Origin of the sequence: Streptomyces sp. NPDC127038, assembly GCF_042725875.1 — a bacterium.
Lineage (GTDB): Bacteria > Actinomycetota > Actinomycetes > Streptomycetales > Streptomycetaceae > Streptomyces.
Genome location: NZ_JBHXDQ010000002.1, coordinates 241,116 through 259,923 on the forward strand (window position 1 = coordinate 241,116; position 18,808 = coordinate 259,923).

At 72.1% G+C, this 18,808-nt stretch carries 19 protein-coding genes; 5 read left to right on the top strand and 14 right to left on the bottom strand.

The window, feature by feature from the left end; all coding sequences use genetic code 11:
• Positions 1 to 156: 156 nt before the first annotated feature.
• The 11 genes from ACFWI4_RS02600 to ACFWI4_RS02650 form a co-directional block, all read right to left on the bottom strand.
• The gene (locus ACFWI4_RS02600) at positions 157 to 2,064 is read right to left on the bottom strand and encodes an FHA domain-containing protein (protein WP_387190064.1); all 1,908 of its coding nucleotides are present in this window, start codon (positions 2,062 to 2,064) and stop codon (positions 157 to 159) included.
• Between the two features lie 319 nt (positions 2,065 to 2,383).
• Positions 2,384 to 3,187, bottom strand: coding sequence for an SAM-dependent methyltransferase (locus tag ACFWI4_RS02605; protein ID WP_387190068.1), 804 nt, complete (start codon positions 3,185 to 3,187; stop codon positions 2,384 to 2,386).
• 78 nt (positions 3,188 to 3,265) lie between these two features.
• Complete coding sequence (locus tag ACFWI4_RS02610; RefSeq protein WP_385393997.1) at positions 3,266 to 3,496, bottom strand: DUF397 domain-containing protein; 231 nt, start codon at positions 3,494 to 3,496, stop codon at positions 3,266 to 3,268.
• A 545-nt stretch (positions 3,497 to 4,041) separates the two neighbouring features.
• A complete protein-coding gene (locus ACFWI4_RS02615; RefSeq protein WP_387190071.1) occupies positions 4,042 to 5,055 on the bottom strand; it encodes an ACP S-malonyltransferase in 1,014 nt (337 codons plus the stop codon).
• 104 nt (positions 5,056 to 5,159) lie between these two features.
• Positions 5,160 to 5,882 (bottom strand): alpha/beta hydrolase, encoded by a 723-nt coding sequence (locus ACFWI4_RS02620; protein ID WP_387190074.1) that lies wholly within the window; start codon positions 5,880 to 5,882, stop codon positions 5,160 to 5,162.
• Positions 5,879 to 7,192: a beta-ketoacyl-[acyl-carrier-protein] synthase family protein gene (locus ACFWI4_RS02625; RefSeq protein ID WP_387190077.1), complete on the bottom strand. Its 1,314-nt coding sequence runs from the start codon at positions 7,190 to 7,192 to the stop codon at positions 5,879 to 5,881. The genes ACFWI4_RS02620 and ACFWI4_RS02625 overlap by 4 nt, the downstream gene beginning before the upstream one ends.
• Positions 7,189 to 8,478 carry a beta-ketoacyl synthase N-terminal-like domain-containing protein gene (locus ACFWI4_RS02630; protein WP_387190080.1) on the bottom strand — a complete coding sequence of 430 codons (1,290 nt, stop codon included), beginning with the start codon at positions 8,476 to 8,478 and terminating at the stop codon, positions 7,189 to 7,191. Before ACFWI4_RS02630 ends, ACFWI4_RS02625 begins: the two co-directional genes overlap by 4 nt.
• Positions 8,468 to 9,274, bottom strand: coding sequence for an SDR family NAD(P)-dependent oxidoreductase (locus tag ACFWI4_RS02635; RefSeq protein WP_385394007.1), 807 nt, complete (start codon positions 9,272 to 9,274; stop codon positions 8,468 to 8,470). The genes ACFWI4_RS02630 and ACFWI4_RS02635 overlap by 11 nt, the downstream gene beginning before the upstream one ends.
• The gene (locus tag ACFWI4_RS02640) at positions 9,274 to 9,750 is read right to left on the bottom strand and encodes a MaoC family dehydratase (protein ID WP_387190084.1); all 477 of its coding nucleotides are present in this window, start codon (positions 9,748 to 9,750) and stop codon (positions 9,274 to 9,276) included. The genes ACFWI4_RS02635 and ACFWI4_RS02640 overlap by 1 nt, the downstream gene beginning before the upstream one ends.
• Before the next feature lie 25 nt (positions 9,751 to 9,775).
• The gene (locus tag ACFWI4_RS02645) at positions 9,776 to 10,543 is read right to left on the bottom strand and encodes an SDR family NAD(P)-dependent oxidoreductase (RefSeq protein WP_387190086.1); all 768 of its coding nucleotides are present in this window, start codon (positions 10,541 to 10,543) and stop codon (positions 9,776 to 9,778) included.
• On the bottom strand, positions 10,536 to 10,802 hold the full coding sequence (locus ACFWI4_RS02650) for a phosphopantetheine-binding protein (protein WP_385394015.1): 267 nt from the start codon (positions 10,800 to 10,802) through the stop codon (positions 10,536 to 10,538). The genes ACFWI4_RS02645 and ACFWI4_RS02650 overlap by 8 nt, the downstream gene beginning before the upstream one ends.
• Before the next feature lie 442 nt (positions 10,803 to 11,244).
• On the opposite strand from ACFWI4_RS02650, the gene ACFWI4_RS02655 reads away from it, so the two are divergent.
• Entirely contained in the window at positions 11,245 to 11,856 is a 612-nt protein-coding gene (locus ACFWI4_RS02655; protein WP_385394018.1) for a helix-turn-helix domain-containing protein, read from the top strand.
• A 140-nt stretch (positions 11,857 to 11,996) separates the two neighbouring features.
• Here ACFWI4_RS02655 and ACFWI4_RS02660 read toward each other — a convergent pair whose 3' ends face one another.
• Together ACFWI4_RS02660 and ACFWI4_RS02665 are read right to left on the bottom strand one after the other, a co-directional pair.
• On the bottom strand, positions 11,997 to 13,313 hold the full coding sequence (locus ACFWI4_RS02660) for an alpha-amylase family protein (RefSeq protein WP_387190089.1): 1,317 nt from the start codon (positions 13,311 to 13,313) through the stop codon (positions 11,997 to 11,999).
• Positions 13,314 to 13,324: 11 nt separating this feature from the next.
• A complete protein-coding gene (locus ACFWI4_RS02665; protein WP_387190092.1) occupies positions 13,325 to 13,837 on the bottom strand; it encodes a MarR family winged helix-turn-helix transcriptional regulator in 513 nt (170 codons plus the stop codon).
• Between the two features lie 88 nt (positions 13,838 to 13,925).
• Here ACFWI4_RS02665 and ACFWI4_RS02670 point away from each other — a divergent pair, with 88 nt between their 5' ends.
• The 3 genes from ACFWI4_RS02670 (at position 13,926) to ACFWI4_RS02680 (ending at position 17,561) form a co-directional block, all read left to right on the top strand.
• Positions 13,926 to 15,560 carry an FUSC family protein gene (locus ACFWI4_RS02670; RefSeq protein WP_387190094.1) on the top strand — a complete coding sequence of 545 codons (1,635 nt, stop codon included), beginning with the start codon at positions 13,926 to 13,928 and terminating at the stop codon, positions 15,558 to 15,560.
• A gap of 276 nt (positions 15,561 to 15,836) precedes the next feature.
• The gene (locus ACFWI4_RS02675) at positions 15,837 to 16,514 is read left to right on the top strand and encodes an alpha/beta fold hydrolase (RefSeq protein ID WP_387190096.1); all 678 of its coding nucleotides are present in this window, start codon (positions 15,837 to 15,839) and stop codon (positions 16,512 to 16,514) included.
• A 327-nt stretch (positions 16,515 to 16,841) separates the two neighbouring features.
• On the top strand, positions 16,842 to 17,561 hold the full coding sequence (locus tag ACFWI4_RS02680) for a hypothetical protein (protein ID WP_387190099.1): 720 nt from the start codon (positions 16,842 to 16,844) through the stop codon (positions 17,559 to 17,561).
• Between the two features lie 16 nt (positions 17,562 to 17,577).
• On the opposite strand, the gene ACFWI4_RS02685 is transcribed toward ACFWI4_RS02680, so the two are convergent.
• The gene (locus tag ACFWI4_RS02685; RefSeq protein WP_387190101.1) at positions 17,578 to 18,072 is read right to left on the bottom strand and encodes a DUF4188 domain-containing protein; all 495 of its coding nucleotides are present in this window, start codon (positions 18,070 to 18,072) and stop codon (positions 17,578 to 17,580) included.
• A gap of 79 nt (positions 18,073 to 18,151) precedes the next feature.
• On the opposite strand from ACFWI4_RS02685, the gene ACFWI4_RS02690 reads away from it, so the two are divergent.
• Positions 18,152 to 18,787 (top strand): MerR family transcriptional regulator, encoded by a 636-nt coding sequence (locus ACFWI4_RS02690; RefSeq protein ID WP_387190105.1) that lies wholly within the window; start codon positions 18,152 to 18,154, stop codon positions 18,785 to 18,787.
• The last annotated feature ends 21 nt before the right edge of the window (positions 18,788 to 18,808 follow it).

Genomic DNA, 18,808 nt, shown 5'->3' on the forward strand with positions numbered 1-18,808 from the left:
CATGGGTCTTGCCTTCATCGGCCAGGGGTGACAACAGAACGAAGGCCCACTTTACCCGCGCGGTCGGCCGGCCCGCGTACGGCTGGCGGACCGCCCGTACGGGCCCGGCCGCCGCGGGCATCTCCCCCGCCCGGGCGGGGCGGCCGGGCGTACTCCTCAGAGCTGGGCCGCCGGTTCGAGTGCCTCGACGGCCGCCGCCGCGGCGGCGGAGTCCCGGCCGTAGAAGATGTCGATGTCGACCTCCTCGCCGCCCATGGTCAGGGTGTCCCAGGCGCCGCTGAGCACCAGCATGCGCAGCGTGCTGCTCTCCAGGGTCCCCAGCCGTTCGAGGATCGCGTCGTCGTGCGGAAGACCGTCCATGCGCTTCGCGAGCCGGGAACGGATGCCGCGCAGCCGTTCCAGCAGCGTCGCGGTGTCGGCGTCGCGGTCCGGCTCCTCGGGGATCCCGTCGATGCCGTGGGCGATGATGTCCTTGATGGCCCAGGTGTCACCCTTGTCGTCGGTGGTCACCATCGCCTTCCACGCACGGCTCTTGTGGCGGTACTGGAGCATCGACATCGCGGCCTCGTGGCGCAGGAAGTCCGCGTCCCGGAACGGCTTGCCGTTCCACGCTCCGTTGAGGGAGCGTGCGAGCGAGATGGCCGACGCCAGACCGCTGTTGAGTCCCCGGCCCGGCCAGAAGTGGATGGCGTTAGCGGCGTCGCCCAGCAGGAATCCGTACGTGCCCGGAGTGCTGGCCGTCGGCGGCAGCAACTCGGCGGTGAAGCGCGGGCGTTGCACCATGTCGAGGCGGAACGAGGTGACCGCGCTCAGTTCCCCGGGCCCGACGCCGAACAGACGCAGCCCCTCGCCCACCCGCTTCCACAGCGCGGACCCCCTGATGAGGGCCGGGAGGAACAGGGTGCTGTGCGTGGTGCACCGGAAATCGCCGTGCTCGTCGCGCCCCATCAGACAAGGGCGGGAGGCGATGCACTCCTCGAACACCCGGCGGACCGGATCGATGCCGACGACCTCCGCGGTCTCCGCGTCCGTCAGACGCATGTTGAGGAAGCCCTCGCCGCGCAGGGAGTTGAGCAGGAAGCGGTTCTGTCCGACGGTCAGCAGGACGGCCATGGGGTCGGCCAGCCCCGACTTCACCCGCAGCCCGAGGACCACGTCCTGGAGATGGCGGCCGTTGAGCGAGTAGATCGACTCGTCCGCCTTGCCGAACTTGGCGGCGAAGTGCTCGCGGGTGTGCGACCGTCCGCCGTCGCAGATCGCCAGGACGTGCTGGGTGGCCAGGGCCTCCTGCTGCTTCTCCACGTCGAACCGGGCCGGCACGAGCTGGATACGGCTCCGTTTCTCGTTCGCCACCTCCAGGAGCCGGTCCTCGATGTAGGCGATCCTCATGTTGCGCGGGTGGTGGTCGCCGATGGAGTCGGGGCCCGAGGGCCACATCTCGGTGTAGCTCTCCGGGTCGAAGAGCCGGGCCTGCACCTCCTCGGGCAGGCTGAGGTACTGGCGGCTCTGGATCGTCACGACCTGCTGGCGCCGCACGTTGCCCTGGCTCGCGTCCTTCCAGACGATCTTCCGGCCCTGTTTCCGCCACCGGCCGTCGTAGACGGTGATGCCGACCTGGGCGCCGAGGAAGTGCTCGAGCAGCAGGGCGAGCGCCAGTCCGACGGGGCCTCCGCCCGCGATGGTGACGCGCAGCACCGGCCCGCGGTCGGTCTCCTCCTCGCCGGCGGTCAGCGACCTCGGCAGGGAGAGCGCCATGATGGTCTCCATGGCGTCCGCGACCTCGAAGCGGAACTCCTGGTCGCCGATGGTGATGTCGTCGCCGGCCTTGAGGAGCTGCGACTCGATCTCCTCGCCGTTCACCAGGGTGCCGTTGCTGCTGCCGCAGTCGCGCAGCACATACCCCTGGGTGTCGTCCAGGACGATCTCCGCGTGGAACCGCGAGACGCTCGGACTGGAGAGCACGACGGTGTTCTCGGGATTGCGTCCGAACGTGACCCGGGTCCCGATCACCGGTATCCGTTCTCCGGCCAGTAGTCCATCACGTCCGACAAGCACCGGCGCCACGGGACTTCCTCCCCCAGTTTGACGACATTCCTGCTGTCGCCGCGCCGTCGGCGCGCACCTCCGGCCGGACATGACCGGGCGGCGCGCGACGGATGGGGCGGGGCGACATTCGCTCGACGTACGGGAACGGTGAACGGTTCAGTCCGACAACGGCGTAGGGTCGCTTGACCGGTACGGATGGCCCATCATGCCCGATTCCGGAGCCTTTCGGGAGAGGCCGTCGGGCGTCGGCGGAACGGATCGCCGAGGGGCGGGTCCGGGGCCTCCGGGTCCGCCGTGCACCGGAGCACCGGGCCGGCCCGTCAGCCCCGTACGACGCCTACGGCTTCCGGGCGACGCCCACGTACAAGGGGATCGTTTCACCCTCGGTCTGCGGGCGCTCTCCCTCGGGGTCCCACCGCGCGGCCAGCTCGATCCCGGGGTCGAGGAGGTCAAGTCCCGCGAAGAACCTGGTGAATTCACCGCGCGAGCGGACCTGCGCCGTCGTTCCGCCCTTGCGGTAGACCTCGACGACCCGTTCCCAGGCCTCGGGGTCGAAGTCTCCCGTCGCGTGCGAGAGCGCCAGGTAGCTTCCGGGAGCGAGCGCGTCGACGAGTTCGGCCACGATGGCGTACGGGTCGTCCTCGTCGCCCACCAGGTGCAGGAGGGCCACCATGGACAGGGCGACCGGCTGATCGAAGTCGAGGGTCTGCCGCGCCGCGGCCAGGATCTTCCCGGGCTCCTGCACGTCCGCCTGGATGTAGGCGGTACGTCCCTGCGGGTCGCTGTGCAGCAGCGCCTCGGCGTGACGGAGGACGATCGGGTCGTTGTCGGCGTACACCACGTGCGCGGCGGGGGTGACGGCCTGGACGATCTGGTGGAGGTTCGGCGCGGTCGGGATCCCGGTGCCGATGTCCAGGAACTGGCGGATGCCCCGCCGTGCCAGCAGGCGGGCGGCGCGGTGCATGAAGTCCCGGTTGGTCCGGGCCATTTCCTTGACCGCGGGGAAGAAGGAGATGACCTGCTCGGCGGCCTCCCAGTCGACGGGATAGTTGTCCTTGCCGTCCAGGAAGTAGTCGTACATGCGCGCCGACTGGGGCTTGCCGGTGTCGAGCGCGTCCGCGCCTGTTCCTGCGTCTGTCACGTCGGTCCTCCGCCGCTGCGGGCGTGGTCGTAGGGTCGGTTCGGTCGTGGTGGGTCGTTGCCGCCGGGATGGCGGGGGTCAGGCGATGAGGAAGTCCGCCCGGCCCTCCTTGGCACCGCCGACGAACTCGGCGATGACCGACGAGGCGCAGATGAGGGCGGGGCCGTCCGGGTCCGCCGACCGTCTCACCGCGACGACGCCGCCGCCGAGTTGCTTGATCTCGACGCAACCGCCGTCACCGCCGGCGTTCCAGGGTCTGCTCCACCCCTGGGTTCCCAGTTCCTCGGCGGCGTTCACGGCGTGGTTCATCGTGTTGTCTCCTTGCGGACGTCCGCCAGGGATGGCCTGGGTACGTCGTGTGGGCGTGGCTCGCGCGGTCGTCCGGACGACGACCCGGCGCACGAACGGACGTCGTCGTGACGGAAGGCGACTCGGCCCGGCTTCGCCGCCGGGCCTCGTCGTGCGGGCGCCTTCGGGGCCGGTCGTACCGACGGGGTCCAGGAGGTCCCGCGGCGGAAGGGGGAGGGAGGTCGGCGGGTTCAGGGTCGACGGCGTGACGGGAGCACCACTCGTCTGCGGGAGGAGGTGGTTCGGGCCGCCGTCCGCCGCGACCGACGCGGTCACGAGGTCGCCACCGGCCGGCGGCCGGACGGAACGGACCGCTCTGCGTTCATGTGTCACGCCTCATCGACCCCCTGGACGCGGAGCAGTCTGCCATGACCGTCCCCCTCACGGACAGGTCTCGCGGCCCTCGGCGCCGCCACGCGCCGGTTCGAACTCAACGCGCGCCCACGGGAGTTGTCCGCAGTGACCGGTGTTCTCACGCATGCCGCGACAACGGGCCCGGGGCTCCCTCAGTTCCACCATTCGGCGGCGAGGGCCTCGACGGCCGCCGGAGTGGCGGCCGAGCGGACCGGGATCTCCTCGGGCAGGGCCCTGCGGGCGAGGTTGGCCAGGGTGGAGCCGGGGCCGACCTCGACGAGACGGAGGCGGCCGGGGGCCGTGGCGGCGAGGGTGCTCATGGAGCCGGCCCAGCGCACGGGCATGACGAGCTGGCGGACCATCATGGTCCGCCAGCGTTCGTGGTGGTGGAGGTGCGCGCGGGCGTCGACGTTCGCGATCACCGAGCAGTTCGCCGGGTGGAACGGCGTACGGCCGACGGCCTCGGCCAGACGCGGGGCGGCCGGAGCCATCAGCGGGGTGTGGAACGCGCCGCCGACCGGGATGCGGAAGACGCGTGCGCCGCCGCGGGCGGCCTCCTCGGCCAGCGCCGTGACGTCCTCGACGGTGCCGGAGATCACGACCTGTTCGGCGCCGTTGATGTTGGCGACCCACACCCGTGCCCGCCGCGTGGCCCGCATCCGGGCGGCGAGCCGCCGTGCCCGGGACACGATGTCGGCGCCGATGAGGACCGCCATGGTGCCGGGCGTGAGCCGGGTGGCGGCTTCCATGGCCGCGCCGCGCTCGGCGACCAGCCGGACGGCGTCCTCCGCGTGGAGCACTCCGGACGCGGTCAGGGCCGCGTACTCGCCGAGGCTGTGCCCGGCACACACCACGGGCCGCAGGTCACCCGCCGCCGAGCGCAACGCGTCGAGCAGGACCATCTCCAGCGTGAAGGTGGCCAGTTGGGCGGCGTCGGTACGGGTCAGCTCCTCGGCTCCGGCGTCCAGCAGCAGCCGGCCGAGGTCCCGTCCGGTGATCTCGGAGAGGCGGGTGACGACCTCCCAGTGCGGGGTGTCGCGCCAGGGCTCGCCCATGCCGGGGCGCTGGGCGCCCTGGCCGGGGAAGAGCAGGCCCACGCCGAACGGCGGTGCCTGCGGCCGGCGAGCCGTCCTCGGGGACGGCTCCTGCGATGTCGGTGCGGACACGTCTGGGGGTCCCTTCCCGGTGCGGATGTGCCGGACTTCCGGAACCGAGAGGGGCTCGGCTCCGGAAGTCCGGACGGTTCGGGGCGCGTTGGCGGCACCCCGGTTCAACGGGCGTGTGCCGCCGGTCCCGTTCCGGGGACCTGGGGCACGGTGACGTCCAGGACGCCCCCGAGGAAGGCGGGCAGGGACGCCCGTACTCCCGCGAACGGCTCGTGTCCACCGGGATAGCGCTGCCAGGTCACCGGATGCCCCCAGCCGGTGAGCAGGTCCCTCAGGCCCGCGCCACTGCGTTCGGGGACCACCCAGTCACGTGCCCCGTGACCGATCCACACCGGCAGATCGCTGTTGGCGGGCGACGGCCGGCCGGTGGGGAGCAGCGCGGACAGGTCGGGAGGCATGAAGGGCGCGTAGAGTGCCACGCCCGCCAGCCGCCGGGTGTAGGTGAGGGCCATGGTCAGGGCGACCGTGGCTCCCTGGGAGAAGCCCGCGAGCACGATCCGTCCGGGGCCGATCCGGTCGGCCTCCGCGTCCAGCAGCGCCGCGAGCGGCCGGTGCACCGCCAGCAGTCCCTCGACGTCGATCCGGTCGATCGCGAGGAGGTTCTGCGGGAACCAGCACGGCACCGCCAGACCGCTCAGCAGGCTGGGGGCCGAGACGGGGGCCCGCGGGAACACCCCGCGCACTCCCGCCTCGGCGAGCCGGAACCGCTGGGTCACGGCCATCAGGTCGCCCGGCGCCTGGCCGATGCCGTGCAGCCATACGACGGTGGCGCGGTGCGGCCGTAACGGAGGGGTCGTCTCGTAGTGCAGGCGTTCCATCGTGCTCATGCCGACTGGGGTACCGGCCGTGGTGTGGCCGGGCGGCGGAAGAGCATGGAGGCGTACTGGCCGCCGAACCCGAAGGAGTTCTTCAGCACGCTCCTGACCGGTCGGCGGACGGGGGTGAGGGAGGTGCGCACGTCGCAGGCGGGGTCGGGTTCGGTGGTGGTCGTGACGGGCGGGATGATCCCCCGGCACATCGTGAGGGCCGCCGCGGCCGTCTCCACGACTCCGGAGGCGGCGGAGCCGTGCCCGGTCAGCGACTTCACGGCACTGACGTCGAGTTCCGCCGTCCGTTCGCCGAACAGCCGGTGCAGGGCGCGGGCCTCGGTGACGTCGTTGAGGCGGGTGGAGGTGCCGTGGGCGTTGACGGTGTCGACGTCGTCCGGGTCGGCGCCGGCCTGTTCCAGGGCGGTGCGCATGACCCGTTCGATCATGTCCGCACTGGGGGCGGTCATGTGGCGGGTGTCCACCGCGAGCCCCCAGCCGCCGATCACGGCGTACGGCTCGGTCATCCCGCGCCGGGCCGCGTGCTCCTGGGTCTCCAGGACGAGCGCGCCCGCCGACTCGTTGATGACCATGCCGGTGCGGCGCCTGTCGAAGGGCATGGAGGCGAGGGCGGGGTCGCCCTTCCAGCGCGAGAGCGCCATGAGCTGGCCGTACTGGGAGAGCACGTACGGCGTGTTGCGGGAGACGGCCGCCGACACGACCGCGTACCCGGCGCGGCCCGAGCGCAGCAGCCGGGCGGCCTCGGCGATGGCGCGCAGGCCTCCGGAGCAGGTGGCCTCCAGACGTACGGGGATGACGGACGTGCCGAGGCGGCCGGCGATCTCGGTCGGGTAGGCCGACAAGTCCCGTGTCTCGGGCGGGAGATGCCTGCCCCGCAGGTGTTCGAGGACGGCCGCGGGTTCGTTGCCGATGCGGTCGTAGCGTTCGGCGAGGTCTTCCATGTGGGTGACGTAGTCCTGCGGGAAGGAGCCGGTCGGGCCGGGCCACACGCGGGCGTAGACCAGCGCGGCGGGCCCCTCCCGCGGGGGCAGTTCGCCGAGGCGGGCGTCGGCGAGCGCCTGGTCCACCGTGGCGAGCATCAGGGAGTCGCCCCAGGACCTGTCGGGCGCTCCGTAACCTGCCGCGACCTCGGCCTTGACGTCCTCCGGGATGAGTCCGGCCGTCCACCCGCAGGGCAGTCCCGTGGTGTCCATCCGTTCCTCCCGGACGATGCCGGAGCGGCCTTCGAGGTTGGCCGACCAGAACGTCTCGACGTCCCCGCCGATGGGAGTGACCACCCCCATGCCGGTGATGACGATGTCGTCGCTCATGTCCGTGCCCCTCCCTCGTCGGCCGGGCCCTCGTGCGTCGCCGTGACGACGAGGGCTCCCGCCGCCGTCGAGTGCCGGCCGTGGTTGAACGCCGTGATCAGTGCCGTCGGCGCCGGGCCCAGGGGGCGGTTCTCCCCGACGACGGGATCCAGGCCGCCGAGTACGGGGTCGGGGCGGCGCAGCAGACCCACGGGGGGCAGCTCTCCGCGTCCGAGGCTCTCGACGGCCAGGGCGGTGTCGATGAGCGCCGAGCACTCGAAGGCGTTGCCGATGGTGCCCTTGGAGCCGGTGACGGGCAGACCGCCGACGCGGGGCACGACCGCCTCGGTCTCCACCCGGTCCAGGCGGGCGGAGCCGGCGCCGTGCGCCCACCACACGGTGGGGGTGGTGTCCGCCGCGGCGAGCACGGAGTCGACGACGAGCCGCGCGGAGTCGGTGAGGACGGTGGCGACCAGCACCTCGCAGCCGGCGAGCCGGGCGCGGGCCGTGCCGCGCGCGGTGTCGGCCCGCTCCAGGAGGACGGCGGCGGCCCCCTGTCCGAGCAGGGTCCCGGACCGTTCGGCGTCGAAGGGTCCGGCCCCGGCCGTGGCGCGGGTGCCGAGCGGCTCGTCCTGGTCGAAGGCGGCCATCGCGGTGGTCGTCAGCGGCGCTCCGACGCCGACGACGAGCATCCGGTCGAGTTCGCCGCTCTCCAGCAGCCGTGCGGCCAGGGCGAGCGCGCCCGTGCCGCCCGCCGCCGCCTCGCCGTACGCGGCGACGTTGGAGCCGCGGAATCCGCTGGCCATGGAGACGAACTGGCCCAGCTGGGACGGGATGCCGCGGATGTAGGAGTAGTCGGGCACCTCGTCGTGGAGGAACTTGGCGAGGGGCCGGGGGTCGCGGCGGTGCCGGGAGGCGAGCTGCGGGATGACGTCGCTCAGTTCGTCGCTGCTGCTGCCCACGGCCATGACCGTCCCGCCGCGCACGTCCTCCGTGTCACCGGTGATCCCGGCCTGTTCCAGGGCCTGGAGCGCGACGGCGACCGCCCAACGGGCGGACTGGTTGGCGTACTTGCCGGCGTTGGCCCAGTCGCGGCCGGCGGGCCAGCCGATCTCCGTGGTGTCGACGCAGGCCGAGGGCCAGGGCAGCGCGGGGGCGGGCCCGTCGTGACCGCCGGTGCCGAAGAAGGTCTTGCCGGCCGCCATGGCCTCCCACAGCGGGGCCACGCCGATGCCCGCCGGGGAGATCACACCGATGCCGGTGACCACGATGTCGGGACGGTCCCGTCGTCCGGGTTCACTCGGCACGCCGGCCACCGCCGCTGATGCCGCCCCACAGCCGGTATCCGCCGTCCACGGTGATGGTCTGTCCGGCGATCCAGGAGGCCTCCTCCAGGCAGAGCAGGGCGACCACGTCGGCGCTGTTCTCCGGGGTCGTCATGCGGTCGCCGGGCCAGGGGGAGACGGACAGTTCCTTGGTGACCCCGTGCGCGAAGTCGGGGCGGACCTTGAAGACCCCGGTCTGCACCAGTCCGGGACGTACGCAGTTGGCGACGATGCCGTAGGGGGCCAGTTCGTACGAGAGGTAGTCGGTCAGCGCCTCGAGTCCCGCCTTGGCGGCCGCGAAGAGACCGGCCCGCGGGATGATGCGGGTCGTGGTGGAGTTGGTGATGGTGATGAAGCGGGCTCCCTCGCGCTCACGCATCAGCGGGAGCGCGTGCTTGGCGAGCAGCCAGGTGGCCCGGGAGTTGGTGTCCTGCACGAACTGCCAGTCCCCGAGGGAGGCTTCGGTGAGCCGGGCGAACTTGGTGGCGGCCGCGTTCTGGACCAGGATGTGGAGGTCCTGGTGGATCTCGCCGATCTCGGCGATCAGATTCTCGATCTCCGCGGGCTCGCTCAGGTCGGCCCGGTGCAGGGTCACTTCCGTACCCTGCTCGCGGAGTTCCTCGGCGAGTTCCTTCGCCGGGCCCTCCCGGTCCACGTAGTTGACGGCCAAGGTGGCGCCCCAGGCGGCCAGTTTGCGAGTGATGCCCGCGCCGATGCCGCGCGAGCCACCGGTCACGAGAGCCACCCGCCCCTTGAGCGGCTGATACTGACTGTCCATCACTGAACCCTTTCCACGGCGGTGGTGGTCCGCTGCGCCGCGTGCCGCTGCACGACGACGCTCATGCGTCCGATGGCGTACGTCCGGTCGTTCTCGTCGAACACCCGGCGTGTGGTCTCGACCAGGCCGATCCGGTCGTCGATCTCCTCGGCCCGGTCGGTGGCGGTTGTGAACCAGAACGGGGTGTCGGGGTACAGCGGTCTGACGAAGTCCCAGCTCAGCCGGCGCAGTCCGACGATGGCGGCGGGTGAGCCGTGCTGGACGACCCAGCCAGAGGTGATGGAGTGGATGAAGCCCCCGGGCACGATGCGCCGCCGGCGGTCGGTGCCGCGGGCGAAGTCGTCGCTGTCGTGCACCGGGTGCTTCTCCCCCATCAGGTCCAGGAGCTGGTCGAGCAGCGCGCTGCCGAACACGACGGGTCCGAACCGGTGCACCGGTGCGTGCGCCAGGTCTTCCCAGTACTTCACCGACCCCACGGGCGTTCCTCCGTTCGTCCCTGGTTCACCGGGATCGCCGGCCCGGGCTGCGCATGACCATGCGGCCGCCGTCCACGGTGAACGTCTGGCCCTGGATGTAGTCCGCCTCGTCACGGGCGAGGAAGGCGATGAGTCCGCTGATGTCCTCGGGCAGTCCCCAGCGGGTGCCGTCGCTGTCCGCGCCGAGCTGGTCGGCGACGGCCGCCGTCATCTCGGTGCGGACCTTGCCGGGTGCCACGCAGTTGACCCGGATGCCCTTGCGTCCCACCTCCACGGCCAGGGCGCGGGTGAGCGCTTCCAAGCCGCCCTTGGAGGCCGCGTAGGCGCTCTGGCCGGGTCCCGGGGTGCGCGCCGAGTTGGAGGAGATGTTGATGATGCGCCCCCAGCCCTGGTCGAGCATCGTGGGCAGGACCGCCCTGCTGGTCAGGAAGGGCCCGGTGAGGTTGGTCCGCAGGACGTTCTCCCAGCGGTCGGTGCGGGTCACCGCCAGGAGCTGGTCGTCGATCACGGCCGCGTTGTTGACCAGGACGTGCAGCGCGCCCTCCCGTGCGGTCACCCGCTCGACGAGGCTCTCGACCTCGGCCTCGTCGCCGATGTCCGCCTGGTGCAGGACCGCGCGGCCGCCGGCGGCCTCGATCTCCTTCACCACGCCCCGTCCGGCGTCCACGGCGCTGCGGCAGACGAGGTGGACGGTGAGTCCGTCGGCGGCGAGCCGGTACGAGACGGCGGCGCCGATCCCCCGTGAACCACCCGTGACGAGAGCGACGCGGGTGGACGCGGCCGGCTCAGGCACGGCCGGCGGCCACGACGGCCACGATCGAGGCGATGCTGCGGTGGTGCTCGTCGGCTCCGGCGTTCCACTGGTCGAGGTCGAACTCGATGCCGAAGTGCCGGTTGATGCGACGGGCGAGCTGGAGCAGGTCGAGCGAGTCGAGGCCCAGGTCCTCGACCACGGAGTGTCCGGGCTCGACGGTCTGGTCGGCGATCCCGGGCTTGACCTCCTTGAGGAGCTCGATGATTTCGATCTGGGCGGTGTGGGACACGGTGGTCATTGCATTCCTCCGCGGTTCTGACGGGATCGGGACCGGCCGGAGCTCCGGCCGGTAAATCCATGTCAGCAGAGCGGTGAATGAGCCAGCAAGGCCGTTATGCAGCGGGATTCGGGACACCCACTGGGGCGCTTGCGTGACGTTCACGCAAAAGCGCATGTGGCGGCACGGATCTCATCACTCCACTTCTCGGACAAAGTGAACCAAACAGCCACCGAAAGAAAAGGGATCCCCATGCAGAGTAAAGTAGAGTAAAGGCTCCTTGACTCGCCGACGAAGCCATCCATAGCGTCGATCTAAGTGAGCCCAAGTAAAGACCAAAACGGGCCCTCCTAGCGGTACGCAATGCTCGGGTCCCGGCACCGACCGAATCAGTGGACGTCGTCGATCGACATACCATCGGACGCGTCACGCATCCGTCAGTCTCGACCTCCAGGGGGAAGTGGTGGGGCGGAGCAGAACACCGATCCCGCAATCCGCGCAGTGCTACGAACTGGCTCAATGGCTGCGCTCGCTGCGCCAGCGGTCCGGACTCACCTACCGGCAGATGGCGGAACTGACCGAGGGGCTGCGGATCGCGGATCCGGCCTGTTCCGCCGTCACCCTGTCCCGGGCGGACCGCGGCACCTTTCTGCCCCGCCGCCATGTCGTGGAGGCGTATGCGCAGGTCTGCGGCGCGACCCGGCGCGAGGCCCGGCTGCGCTGGGAGCAGGCGGCACGCCAGTCCGGCCACTCCCCCGACGGCCGCGAGGTCGCGCCCGCCCAGCGCGCCGAACGCCGGCTGGAACTCGTATACCACCCGGCCCATCTTCTCGAAGCCATGCACCACGCACGGCTCGCCGCCGGCCAGCCGTCCTTGCGCGAAATGGAGAAGAAGGCCCGTGATCTCGGGGCCGGACCATTGCCGCGCAGCACGGTGGCCGACATTCTGGCCGGTTTCCGTATGCCGTCGGAGGAACTTCTCGTCGCCTATGTACAGGCATGCGGACAGCACGGGAGCCGCATCGCGCTGTGGCGCAATGCGTGGGCACGTGCATTCAGTACGGACGCGGCCTGAAACGGCGCCCGGAAATCGACTTCGCCAGCATTTCAACAATCTGGGACAACGGGTCCGTTAACACGGCGGTAGCGTTTTCCGACAGAAGTGTTCTGGCACATCGGAAATTCAAGCAGGCCCTGACGGGGTGCGGCCGGTAATCAATTGTGGCTTCCCGGTGTCGTGGCAATGAACCAGCCCGTTCCGGGAAGGGAAACCGTGCCCGTGGCGGAATCGAAGGAGGCGTCGCCCGCGACAGGGGTCCACTGGGCGGCCGGCAGGCCGGCGGTGGCCGGGGAGGCGCCGAAGTTGAGGGCCACCGCGAGGGTGGAGCCGCCGTCGGGCGCGGCCAGGCTGTAGCCGAGCACGCTGGTGCCGAGCGAGTGGACCCGGGTCCGGGCCCGTACCAGCCAGGGATGGCGGCGGCGCACTCCCACCAGGGTCTGGTGCAGCCGCTGCACGTCGAGCCCTTCGGCGCCCAGGCCCGATGGGGAGGCGGGAAACGCGGGACGGACGGCGTCGTCCCCGCCGGCGCGGTCCTCCTTGACGCCCTTGAGGGCCCGCTCGTCCCCCGCGTAGACGGACGGTGTCCCGCCGACGGTGAACAGTACGGCGAGCGCGAGCGCCAGGTGCCGGGGCTCGTCCAGCCGGCTGGCGACGCGTGTGACGTCGTGATTGCCGACGAACGTCTGCGGCGCGAACGTGTCGATCATGGCGTTGTGACGCTTGAGGGCCCAGGCCAGTTCATGGGGATTGCGGTCGTTGAGCGAGCTCCAGATCGCCTTCCACAGCTCGTACTGCGTCACGGTGTCGAGTCCGCCCTCGACGACGTAGGCCGCGTAGTCGCCGTGGATCACCTCGCCGCTGAACCACGCGCCGGGGTGACGGGCCCTGACCCGGCCGGTGACGGCACGCCAGAAGGGCCGGGGGACGGCGTAGGCCGCGTCCAGCCGCCAGCCGGCGACGCCCCGGTCGAGCCAGTGGCCGAGGACGTCCACGACATGGTCGGCGACGTCGGGCGAGGCGTGGTTCAGGGCGACGAGGTGCCGGTGTCCCTCGAAGGTCCGGAAGTCGTCGCCCTCGGGCACGAACCAGTCCGCGTACGGGGAGGCGGAGCCGCGCCGTGCCACGTCGGCGAACGGGGCGAAGGACCGGCCGACGTGGTTGAAGACGCCGTCGAGCAGGACGCGGACCCCGCGCGACGCGGCCCGGTCGACGAGCGCGACCAGGTCGGCCTCGGTGCCCAGGCGGGGATCCACGCGGAAGTGGTCGGTCGTGTCGTAGCCGTGGGTCTCGGACGCGAAGACCGGACCCAGGGCGAGTCCGTTGCAGCCGAGCCCGACCAGATGATCCAGCCAGTCCCCGAGGACCGGCAGCCTGTGCCGTACGGGCGCGCCGGCGGGCAGGGCATCCGGCTCCGCGCCGAGGAAGGTCAGGGGGTGGACGTGCCACCAGATGGCGTGGTCGGGCCAGGACACGGGAGCCTCCGTCAGTGGGGTCGGGTCGTGGAGCCGGGCACGGCGGTCTCGGAGTCGGCGAGGCGGTTCATCAGACGGGCGGCGAGCAGGAGCACCTGACGCTCCGTCTCGGTGAGGCCGACGAGGGCGACATCGAGCCAGGCGTCGCGCTGCGCCATGTCACGGGCGAGGGCGGCGCGGCCCTCCTCGGTCAGCTGCACCACGCGCTGCCGCCCGTCCTGTGTGTCGCGGGTCCGGCTGATCAGGCCTTCGTGTTCGAGGTCGGCGAAGACCCGGGTCAGGGACTGCGGCTGCTGGTTGTCGGCGGCGGCGAGCGCGCCGGCGGACATCGGGCCGTTGCGGCGCAGATGACCGAGGACGCTGCTCTTGTTGAGGCTGAGGCCGTCGGCGGGGCGTTCCGCGCTCAGCCGGCGCGCGAGCCGGATCACGCCCTGCCGGATCTCGGCCGACGCACGGCCGTCCCGGCGCTCGGCCTCGGATCGCCCCGCTCGCTCCGCGCCCTCGTGTTCTGTCCGCTCTCCCATCACATTGCTAAGGTATCACTTACGATCCTCTTGAAGCAGCGAGTCTCAAGATGGCTTGTTCCAGGGGTTCTCTTGGCGGTGATTCTACGTGCTGCGTAGTTTTCTGAGGTCGACACGTCGTGCGCTGCACTTCGATCCGCGCTGGACCCATCTGCGGGCGACGGCCGTGAGCATGGCGACGGTGCTGGGCGTGTACGGCCTGGCGCTGCTCGTCGAGCACGAGGCCGGGCTGCATGTGGACAGCGTCGTCCAGGCGGTGGTGATCGCCTCGGCTCTCGGCCGCGTCCAGCGCCTCTTCGACCGGACCGACCGGCTGCTGGCCTGCGTCGTGCTGCCCTGCGCCGCGGCGGCGGGCACGGAGCTGAGCACCCTGATCGACCGTCACCATCTGGTGGGTGACACGGCGTTCGTCCTGGGAGTCGCGGGGGCGATCTGGGTCCGCCGGTTCGGTGCCCGCGCCACACGGGCGGGCACGCTCGTCGTGCTGCCGCTGATCGCGGTCCTGGTGGTGCCCGCCGGGGCGGTGCCGCCCGCCGGGCACGAGCACACCGCCTGGGCCGCGGTGACGGCGCTCGGGGCGGTCGCCTGGGGCACCGCGGTGACCTGGGCGGCCCAGCGCACCGGTCTCGCCCCCCGGCCGCCTTCCGCGAAGGTGACCACGACACCCCGCGCACCGCGGCGCGGGCCGGCCGCGAGCACCCGGATGGCCGTGCAGATGGCGGCGGCGCTGACCGCCGCGTTCGCGGTCGGCCGGCATCAGTGGCCGGATCACTGGGCATGGGTGGTCCTCACCGCGTTCCTGGTGTGCAGCGGTGCGCGCAGCCGGGGTGACGTCCTGGTCAAGGGGGCCTGGCGCACGCTCGGCGCCGCGGCCGGCACCGTGGTGGCGACCGCCGTCTCCGGCCAGTTCGGGCCACGGTCCGACACCGCCGTCGTCGTGATCTTCGCCGTCCTGGCCGTGGCGACCTGGCTGCGTGAACTCAGCTACGCGTACTGGGCGGCCTGCGTCACCGCCGTGCTCTCCCTGCTCTACGACTGGTTCGGGCAGAGCCCCGGGGACCTGCTGCACACCCGGCTGGCCGGGATCGCGGTCGGCGCGGTGCTCGGCGTGGCGGCCTCCTGGCTCGTGCTGCCCATCAGGACCGAGGCGGTCGTACGGGCCCGGACCGCGGCGGCGCTGGCGGGTCTCGGCGAGCTGATGGAGACCGACTGGCGCGACGGTCCCGCGGTCCGCATGGCGCGGGACCGATTCGCCTACCGTGTGGAGCAGTTGGCGACGGTGACGGCTCCGATGCGGATCCTGGCCGCGGTGCCGGTCCCCCGGGCGCTGTCCGCCCGGTGGCACCCGGACTCCTCCACTCTCCGGTCCGTGACGGCGCTACGGCGCTGCGCCGACCCGGTCGACGACCTCGCCGGGGCCGTCGGAGCGGCACCGGGCGCGCTGACCGCCGACCCCGCCGTGACGCGGGGCCGGGAAGAGCTCGCGGCGCACGCGCTCGCCGTACGCCGGGCCATCGGCCGCCGCCCGGCCCCGCCCGCCCCCGCCGGCCCGGCCGCGCTTGACCGGGCCCGCACACCCGGCCCGGCCGCACCGCCCGACCGTTCCGTGCCCCCCGCCCTCGCCGCCCTGACGGCGATCGACCGCCAACTCGACGTACTCGGCTCGCTGTTCGGCCCGCCGCCGGTGCGCACCCCCGACCCGGCGACGATCGCGACGCGCTGACGGGACGAGCGGGACGCGCCGAGGGGACGAGCGGGACGCCGGACGAGGCCGGGATCCCGCCCACCCTGCCCGCCGGGTGGTACTCCGCGCCGCGTGTCGTGCCAACAGGTCGATGTCGTGCCCGACGACGCCGTCGTCCGCGTGTTCCGCGCCGCGACGCCGCCGCCCGACGGGAACATCGACCGGAGACCGCCGGGCCGTCACCGGCGCCGATGACTTTCGACGCCCCCGACGGTCTGCGTCGTCAGGGTGCGACGGAAGGAAGCGAGGGCGAGCGTGTTTGTCTTGATTCCCGGGGCCGGGGGTTCGGCCTGGTACTGGCACCGTGCGGTGTCCGAGCTGCGGGCGAGGGGGCACGAGGCGGTCGCGGTCGACCTGCCGGGGGCCGACGAGTCCGCGGGCCTGCCGGAGTACACCGAGGCGGTGGTCGAGGTGATCGGCGATCGCGCCGATACGGTGCTGGTCGCGCAGTCGATGGGCGGCTTCACCGCGCCGATGGTCTGCGCCCGTGCCCCGGTCGGACTGCTGGTGCTGGTCAACGCGATGGTGCCGCTCCCGGGTGAGACGCCCGGACAGTGGTGGGGCAACACCGGATCGGAACCGGCCCGCGTCGCCGCCGCCGAAGCGGGCAGCTACGGCACCGAGTTCGACCTGGACACCTACTTCCTGCACGACGTCCCGCCCGAGATCGCCGCCGCCGGGGCCGGACATCAGCGGCCGGAGGCCGACATCGCCTTCAACCAGCCCTGCGCCGTGGACCGTTGGCCCGACACCACCACACGGGTGCTCGCAGCGGCCGAGGACCGGTTCTTCCCCGTGGACTTCCAGCGCCGGGTGGCCCGCGACCGCCTCGGGATCGAGGCCGAGACCGTTCCCGGCGGTCACCTGACCGCGCTGTCGCACCCGTCCCAGCTCGTGGACAAACTGGTCGAGCGGCTGCCCCGGGGCCGGTAGGTTCGATCACCGCCCGCCGCCACCGCGTCCGTGTCCCCGGGCCGACGGGACGTGGACGCGCGGGGTGTTCGCGACCGTCGTACCGCCGCGCGGGGTCGCCCCGCAGCGGCGGTCGTACGGTCACGCGGAGCTGCGGTTTCCCGGCCCGGCGACGAAACGTATCCCTCCGGCGCGAAGCTCGTTGAAGTGGTCAGCGCGCAAACGCCCCCGACGGATGCGCGACACGTGAGGGCCCGAATCCCTGCCCGGTCTCGGGCCCTCACGCCCCTCCACCGGCCTCCGGGACGCGAACATGTCCGCCGGTGTGACATGTCATGATCCGGAATCATGAAGACGCCGAACCCGTCCATGGTCGCCGCAGCGGCCCGCAACAACGCCGAGTGGTGTGCGGCGATGAGCCGGTCACACGGCGTGGAGGGCGATCCGGGGGAACAGGCGTGGACCGCGCCGGCCCGCACCCCGCTCTACTACCCGGACGCCGTGACGCTCGTGCCCGGCGCCGATCCGGCCGCGCTGCTGGCCCGGATCGACACCACCACCCCCGGCGCCACCGTCAAGGACAGCTTCGCCGACCTCGACCTGACGGACGCCGGCTTCCGGGTCCTGTTCGACGCGCAGTGGATCCACCGCCCGGCGGAGGAACCCGCGGGACCCCCGGATCTCGGCTGGTCCGTGGCGGACGGTCCCGACACCCTGCGGGCGTGGGCGCTCGCCTGGGACGACGGGAACGGGGACGCGGGGCTGTTCCGCCCCGAACTGCTCGACGACCCGGCCACCTTCGTGCTCGCCGGACGGTCCGCCGACGGCGGGGTGGCCGCCGGGGCGGTGGCGAGCCCGGGCGGGGACGTGGTCGGTGTCTCCAACGTCTTCGCCGTCGACGGCGGCCCGGACACGGCCTGGCCCGGCGTGCTCTCCGCGGTCCGCTCGCTGTTCCCCGCAGTGCCCGTGGTCGGCTACGAGCACGGCGACGACCTGGCCGCCGCCCTGCGCCACGGCTTCGAACCGATCGGCCCGCTGCGGGTCTGGATCCGCCAGGCACAGGGCTGACCGGACCGCCCTGCTTCTACGCGGCCCCGCCCGCCAGCCGCTGCGCCGCCCGGTCCCCGCGTCGCTCCACCGGCTCGACTCCCCAGGCCGCGCCGAGACCCGTGGGCGGCATGTCGACGTAGATCGATTCGTACGAACCGGCCGGGACGATGTACGTCTCGTGCCAGATCCCGACGCTGCCGTTGCTGCTGCGCAGGCGGCGGTTGAACTCCGCCCAGGCGGGACGGTGCTCCCCTGCCTGGTCGGAGGCGTAGGCGAGCAGCTTCTCGCGCGACTCCCAGTACTGCGCGATGGTGAACACCCGAGGACCGCCGCTCAGCCCCCGGTGCCCCAGGAATCCGCTGTCGCCGTTCCGCGACAGCTCCTTGATCATGCGGGGCATCGCCTTCAGGGCGGGCAGCCAGTGACGGACGGCCCGCCAGCGGTTGATCCGCATGCCGATGAGGAAGACGACGACGTCGCCCTTCGCGGCAGCGGTGACCCGCTGCCCGGATATCGGTGCATTACCCATGAGATTCCCCGTTCCCGCATTGGATAGTGACACGATCCATGCTTGGATAGTGCCACTGTCCGATGGAGGGTGCAAGAGCATGCGGCTGGCGGAACTGAGCGAGCGCAGCGGTGCGTCCACCGCGACGATCAAGTACTACCTGCGCGAGGGGCTGCTCCAGCCCGGACGCCGGATCTCCGCCACGCAGGCCGAGTACGGCGAGGACCATCTGCGGCGGCTGCGCCTGGTGCGGGCGCTCATCCAGATCGGCGGGATCTCGGTGGCGGACGCCCGCGAGGTGATCGCCGCCGCGGAGGACGAGTCGCTCGACCACCATCTGCGGCTGGGCGCGGCGACCCGGGCGCTGCCGTGCGCGGAGCGGCCCGCCGAGGACGATCCGGCGGTGGCGACCGCCTGCCGTTCGGTGGAGGGGCTGCTGGAGCGGCTCGGCTGGTCCTGCGACCCCGGCGAGCATCTGCTCAGTCCCGCCCACCGGCGGCTCATCGACTCGGTCGCCGCGCTGGTACGGCTCGGCTACCCCTGCGACACCGAGCAGTTGCTGCCGTACGGGCGGCTTGCGGCCCAACTGGCCGTCACCGACCTGGACCTGGTCGAGGCGCAGCCGACCCCGACCGAACAGATCGAGGCGGCCGTCGCGCTCACGGTGCTGTACGAGCCGGTGCTGCTGAGCCTGCGGCGGATGGCCCACGCGGAGGAATCGGCCCGGCGGTTCTGAGTCGCCCCGCGGTTCCGAGTC